Raw genomic sequence first — 5,976 nt, 5'->3', positions numbered from 1 at the left:
GGCGCCGTTCTTTAAAACAGCACCCAGATAGCTGGCAGGGCAGGCTGCTGCCGGATCGCAGAGACGCTTCATACCGTACTCATAATCCTTAGCCGTAACAGTCTGTCCATCACTCCACTTTGTATCCTGACGAAGTTTGAAAGTATATACGAGACCATCATCGCTGACTTCATAGCTCTCAGCGGTTGCCGGCTGAAGCTCGCCCTGTACGTTGCGGTACAGACCATCATAGATATGATAGGAGACGGTCGCATCTGCTACGGAGTTTGTCTTATCAGGGTCAATCGTCGCGATATCCGCCGTGTTGGAATAACGGAAAATCTTTTCGCCCGCTGCTGCGCTCTGGGAGCTGTCACTTCCCGATTCGGCTGCCTTCGTGTCATCCACCGAAGCGCTCGGAGTGGAACAGCCCGCTACACTCGCTGCCATCAGTGCAGCTAATCCCAGTGCAAGTAGTTTGTTTTTTTTCATAATATTCCTCCTTGTCCTCTTTTATTAAAGCTCAATCAGCTCCTTGGTGGCGCTGATCAGATTTTCATTGCCTGTCTCCGTGATGAGAAGCTGATCCTCGATACGGATGCCGCCCCATCCCGGAATGTAGATACCCGGTTCCACGGTCATGACGTTATTGGCATGCACGATATTTTTAGAAACAGGGCTCATAAATGGAATCTCATGGACAAACATGCCGACGCCGTGTCCGATTCCTGTGTAGTGATACGGAAAATACTCAGTCCCCTCGATGATCTTCGTGGATTCATAATATGCATCCGATGCCGAAACACCGTCTTTTAAGAATCCTTCCACCGCAGCGACCATCTGCTGCTCAATCTTGTATACTTCCTTCTGCTTCGGCGTTGCGCGTCCGACTACCAGGGTACGCGTCATATCTGACAAATAGCCGTGATACTGGCATCCATAATCCATCAGGACCAGATCGCCGTATTCAATCGCTTTCTGGGACGGAATTCCATGAAGCAGGGATGTTCTCGCACCGGAGATGAGGATATTGCCGTATGGCTGTGTATCCGCACCCTCCAGAACCATATAGAGGCTTAAACGCGCCGCCAGCTCTTTCTCGGTAATGCCGACCCGGATATCCTTCTGGATCTTTTCATATGCCCTTGAAGCAATATCACAGGAGATACGCAGGCACTCAATCTCTTCCGGCCTCTTGATGGAGCGGAACTCCTCAATGATGCCGTCCGCCGTTACCAGCTCTGCTTTTACCTCCGACTGGAGATTCTGGTACTGTTCAACGGTCAGGTGGGATGCTTCATAGCCGATCGTCTTTGCTCCAACCTTTCCCGCCGCGTACGCAAGTGCCTTTCCGATGGAACCATAGGTGTCTCTCCAGTTCAAAATCGTGTAATCCGGGCACTCATAGGAAACCTGCTCGGTGTAGCGCGGATCTGTCAGAAAGAATTTTTCCTGCTCCGTGATAAAAAGCCAGGAATCTTCGCCGGTATAATGGCTGACATACTTTACATTGACCGGGCGGCTGATGAACATGCCATCCAGGTGTTCTTTATGCATATACGCAAGTAACTGTTCCATGATTACTCTCCTCCCATCACTGATTCTATTTCTTCTATCGTTCTGGGGATGGATGCTGTCAGATTCTCACAGCTATCCTCCGTTACCAGGCAGTTATCCTCGAGGCGGAAGCCGATGCCCCATTCCTCGCAGTAGATGCCGATATCCACGCAGAAAACCATACCCGGCTCTACGATATCGACATCGACCAGATCATGTGTGTCCCAGCCAACATGGTGGGCGCCGCCGTGCCAGATATATCTGCCGACGTCCTCATACCGGTCACATAAGCCGATCGCTTTGAGCTGTTCGAAATTGTATTCCCTCGCCAGCCGGTCCACGTCTGCCATCTTCATTCCCGGCCGAATGATGGAGAACATATGCTGCGAAGTCCGGTATGCACATGTGTAAAGAAGTCGCTGCCGTTCGGAAAACTTTCCGTTGCACGGCCAGCCGCGCGATACATCATTGAAGAGGTGGTCATACTGGGCGCCTACGTCGTTGAGAATCATATCGCCGTCCTTCGCCTGCCCTGTGTACTCATAATAGTGAATACAGAAATTATTGGCTCCCGCGGAAATGATACTCGGAAATGCCGGTGCAAGGCATCCGTGCTGCGCCAGTGCGTAGTCGAATTCGGCTTTATACTGGTATTCGTACATTCCCGGCTTTGATGCCTTCATCATCGCCAGAATGCCGTCCCTCGTAATCTTGACTGCCTCCCGCATCGCCTCGATCTCACACGGCTGCTTGATGGTACGCTGGCGGCGTATCTGACGGGAAATATCCGTGAGTGTGGCTGCCGGGTACCACTTTCTAAGTCTCCGTGCCATCCGGATACTCTCGGTATCTGCATCCTCCGGATCGTGCCGGTACAGATCCATCGCAATCCGCTCAAACCGTCCGCTCCGCATCAGAAGTTTCAGACGGTTTTCCCACTCGCCGCTCGATGCGATCTGCGCGGCCCCGGATCGCGCCCTGGCCTCCTCCGGTGTGAACCGCTTCCCGGTCCACCGCTCTGCCAGCATATCCGGCGGAAGTATGTAAAGTGTTTCCTGTACCTCTTCTCCGTCTTTCTCTGCCATCAGGACTGTGTGTTCCTGCCCAATGCCGGTCAGATAGAGAAAACTCCGATCGGCATAAAACGGATAATTTTCATCGGCTGTCTTTCGGATGGAAGAACCGGAAAACAGGAGAAGCAGGGTATGATCCGGAAGGCTGTCATATAGCCGCTGTCGGTTCCCTTGGTAAAATTCTGCATTCATAGTATTTTCCTTCCTGTCTTTTAAATGATTTCCGTATACTTTTGTATCTATCTCACAAATAGATGTATCGTAATCTTTTGTCTCCCGACACGTGTCATTATACCGTATAAATCAAAATTTTACAATTATTTTTCAGTATATTTTGTAATTTTTTCATTTAATGCAAAAAAATTCATATACATGATAGGAAATACTTACAATTTTGAAAAAATGCAAAAAGCATATCTATTTTTTCCCAAAGGTGGTACCTGCAAAAGAAGCATTTCAATGAAAATGTAGAAAGATGGTTTTGAGCCCAAACTAGAAAATTAGAAAAAAAAGAGACCATCCAATTCTCCTTTTTCAGATGAATCGGACAGTCTCCTGTCTCCGCCCTGCGCTGACAGCTGCGGTTTCGTTCATTTTGAATCTCTTATAAAGATACTACAACACTTTCTTTCGCGCACTCTGGAAGATCGGCTGCATTCATGGATATGCTTAAAACGAATTTTACATGATATTTCTCACTGATGGTCTCCAGCGTCTTGTAGGTCTCTTCAATATCCGCTCCCTCGAGGCAGGCAAGTTTCAGGAAGCTGTCAAGATACATCTGCTCCAGATCGTGATCCTGGCAGATAATACCACAAATAAATCCGATAAATCCATCGCTGGTATCAATCGGATATTCCTGTACATTGATAAGGCGAATCTGGTTATTCAACTCATACATATGTTTGGAACTCTTATCCAGATAGACAACGGAACCCTTGGCTTCTTTGACAGCCGTGTTCGCCATATCGAGTAAATATTTAGTTTTTCCTTTTCCCTTTGCTCCTGCGATGATCTGAACCATAACAATCTCCTCCTTGAGTTTATTTAAGTTGTATGTAAAATCTTTTATTGTATAAATAATTATAGTATAAATTCATAAATATTGCAATCACTTATTTGAAATTTTAGTCAAAATTTCCGTCATATTGTCATAAAGTGACGGACGATTTGCAGATTTTAGCACAACCGATATATATTCCTTGCCATCGTCCCCATCGCTCGCCATGATCAGGCAGTAGCCAGCCGCCTGTGTGGTGCCGGTTTTGCCGCCTAAGACAGTCACCCCCTCCGGTGCCTCGCGGTCTCCCTTCAGATACCAGTTGCCAACCTTCCAGACCTGCTGTTTTGCGGCTCCATTTGCATCGGTATAGTCAGCTGTATAAGACTGTGCGTTGATGATCTCACAAAACAGCGGCAGTTTAAGCGCCTCGTTGAAAATCAGGTAGAGATCATATGCCGTTGTATAGTGGTCGGTGCTGTGCAGACCATTTGCATTGACAAAATGCGTGTGGGTCGCACCGAGTTCCTTCGCTTTCGCATTCATCTTCTCCACAAACGCATCCGTGCTTCCGGCGATATGATCCGCAATCGCATTGGCTGCATCGTTGCCGGACGGAATCATCAGTCCGTATAAAAGCTGCTCCAGCGTAAAGGTATCGCCCGGCTTGATGCCTGCCATCGAAGCGCCTGCCTCGTGGATCACGACATCGTCATTTGCCGTCACCGCATCGGAAAGATTGCCTTCCTCGATCGCGATGATCGCCGTCATTACCTTCGTGATGCTCGCCGGGTACATCTGGTCATAGATGTTCTTACCATATATAACGCTGGAGTCGGTCACATCAAACAATGCGCCCGCCTGCGCCGTCACCGCATCATCTGGAGCAATATCGCCGTCTGCAGATTCCGGTACGCAGAGAGAAGAGGCAAAAAAGGGCGCCAGCCCGGCACCTGCCGCTGGCGTCATCTGCGTTTCCCGTTCTTGAAATGAATATGCCTGTTCCAGACCGCGGGCACCACAGCCGGTCAGCATGCTGATACCGCAAAGCATCAGTGCGCCCGCAAGTCGGATTGTCTGTTTTCTCATTTGTACATCTCCCGCCATTCCATATCGCCGCGGTCAAGCGCCTTAACGAGAAGCTCTGCCGTCGCCAGGTTTGTCGCCATCGGGATATTGTGAATATCACAGAGGCGGACAACATCATTAACATCTGGCTCATGCGGCTTCGGCGCCAACGGATCGCGCAGGAAAATCAGCAGATCGATCTGATTGTGTTCGATCTGTGCGCCGAGCTGCTGGGAACCTCCCAGATGACCCGGCAGATATTTATGGAGGGTCAGATTCGTAACCTCCTCAATCAGGCGGCCTGTCGTTCCTGTCGCATAGAGTTCATGCTTGCTCAGGATGCCGCGATATGCGATACAGAAGTTCTGCATCAGTTTTTTCTTCGCATCATGTGCGATTAACCCGATATACATCTATACCTGCCTCCTTAATGATTCCTATTTTTCATAACCATAAAATTCAATTTCCATGCAGCTTCACAGTCCATGCATGTACTTACTGAACGGTTACGTTATTTCGTTGCAATCCAACATTGAGAACAACTCCCATTCCGATAAACATACTGAGCAGCGAACTAAGTCCGGAGCTTATGAAAGGAAGCGGAAGACCCGTGTTCGGGAAGATTCCCGTGGCTACCGCAATGTTGGCAAAACTCTGGAACGCCAGAAGCGCCGCCATGCCCGATGCAATCAGACGTCCAGCTGTGTCCTTCGCGCGCGCTGCAATCCAGAGGCACTCATACACCAGCAGCGCATAGAGGGCAATGACCGCCACGCCGCCGACAAACCCAAGCTCCTCTCCGATAACAGCGAAGATAAAGTCCGTCTGTTCCTCCGAGAGGAAATTTCCATTCTTGACGGAGCTTAATGTGTTGTTAAAAAGCCCCTTGCCGCGCAGCTGCCCGGAGCCGATCGCCATCATGGAGTTATCCTGCTGACGGTTCAGATCCGTAAATTCACTGCTGCTGTGGAAAATCTTTCCCATGATACGCTGTGCCTGGTATTTCTGGAGAAACGGGATGAATCCCTGCAGCGACAGATAGATAAGCGCCGCAAATCCAGGTATCCCGACCGCCACCGCACCGGCAATCCATTTGTAACTGATACCGGCTACATAAATCATGCACAGAATCATGAAGCAGATGACGATGGTGGTGGAAAGGTTCGGCTGTAAATATACCATGCCGACCGGAAGGACACAGATAAGCGCCGTCATCCCCAATGTCTTTGGCTCATTGATTTTCTCCCGGTTTCTGGAAAGGAAATTCGCCAGGATGAGGATCAGACCGATCTTTACAAA

At 49.3% G+C, this 5,976-nt stretch carries 7 protein-coding genes; all 7 read right to left on the bottom strand.

Annotated features, from left to right (window positions below; genetic code table 11):
- A partial coding sequence (locus tag QVO97_RS06270; protein WP_288189156.1) for an ABC transporter substrate-binding protein occupies positions 1 to 471 on the bottom strand: 471 nt, incomplete at its 3' end.
- A gap of 24 nt (positions 472 to 495) precedes the next feature.
- Positions 496 to 1,557 (bottom strand): M24 family metallopeptidase, encoded by a 1,062-nt coding sequence (locus QVO97_RS06265; protein ID WP_022359523.1) that lies wholly within the window; start codon positions 1,555 to 1,557, stop codon positions 496 to 498.
- Positions 1,558 to 1,559: 2 nt separating this feature from the next.
- Positions 1,560 to 2,801 (bottom strand): aminopeptidase P N-terminal domain-containing protein, encoded by a 1,242-nt coding sequence (locus QVO97_RS06260; RefSeq protein WP_022359522.1) that lies wholly within the window; start codon positions 2,799 to 2,801, stop codon positions 1,560 to 1,562.
- 412 nt (positions 2,802 to 3,213) lie between these two features.
- The gene (locus QVO97_RS06255; RefSeq protein WP_022359521.1) at positions 3,214 to 3,633 is read right to left on the bottom strand and encodes a hypothetical protein; all 420 of its coding nucleotides are present in this window, start codon (positions 3,631 to 3,633) and stop codon (positions 3,214 to 3,216) included.
- 87 nt (positions 3,634 to 3,720) lie between these two features.
- A complete protein-coding gene (locus QVO97_RS06250) occupies positions 3,721 to 4,698 on the bottom strand; it encodes a D-alanyl-D-alanine carboxypeptidase family protein (protein ID WP_022359520.1) in 978 nt (325 codons plus the stop codon).
- Positions 4,695 to 5,090: a methylglyoxal synthase gene (locus QVO97_RS06245; protein WP_022359519.1), complete on the bottom strand. Its 396-nt coding sequence runs from the start codon at positions 5,088 to 5,090 to the stop codon at positions 4,695 to 4,697. The genes QVO97_RS06250 and QVO97_RS06245 overlap by 4 nt, the downstream gene beginning before the upstream one ends.
- Before the next feature lie 82 nt (positions 5,091 to 5,172).
- Positions 5,173 to 5,976 (bottom strand): FtsW/RodA/SpoVE family cell cycle protein (locus tag QVO97_RS06240; RefSeq protein ID WP_288189155.1); only part of this gene is annotated, 804 nt, incomplete at its 5' end.

Origin of the sequence: Clostridium sp. CAG:43 (assembly GCF_000434655.1) — a bacterium.
Classification (GTDB): Bacteria; Bacillota; Clostridia; order Lachnospirales; family Lachnospiraceae; genus Otoolea; species Otoolea fessa.
This window is presented reverse-complemented; position numbering and strand designations above follow the sequence as displayed.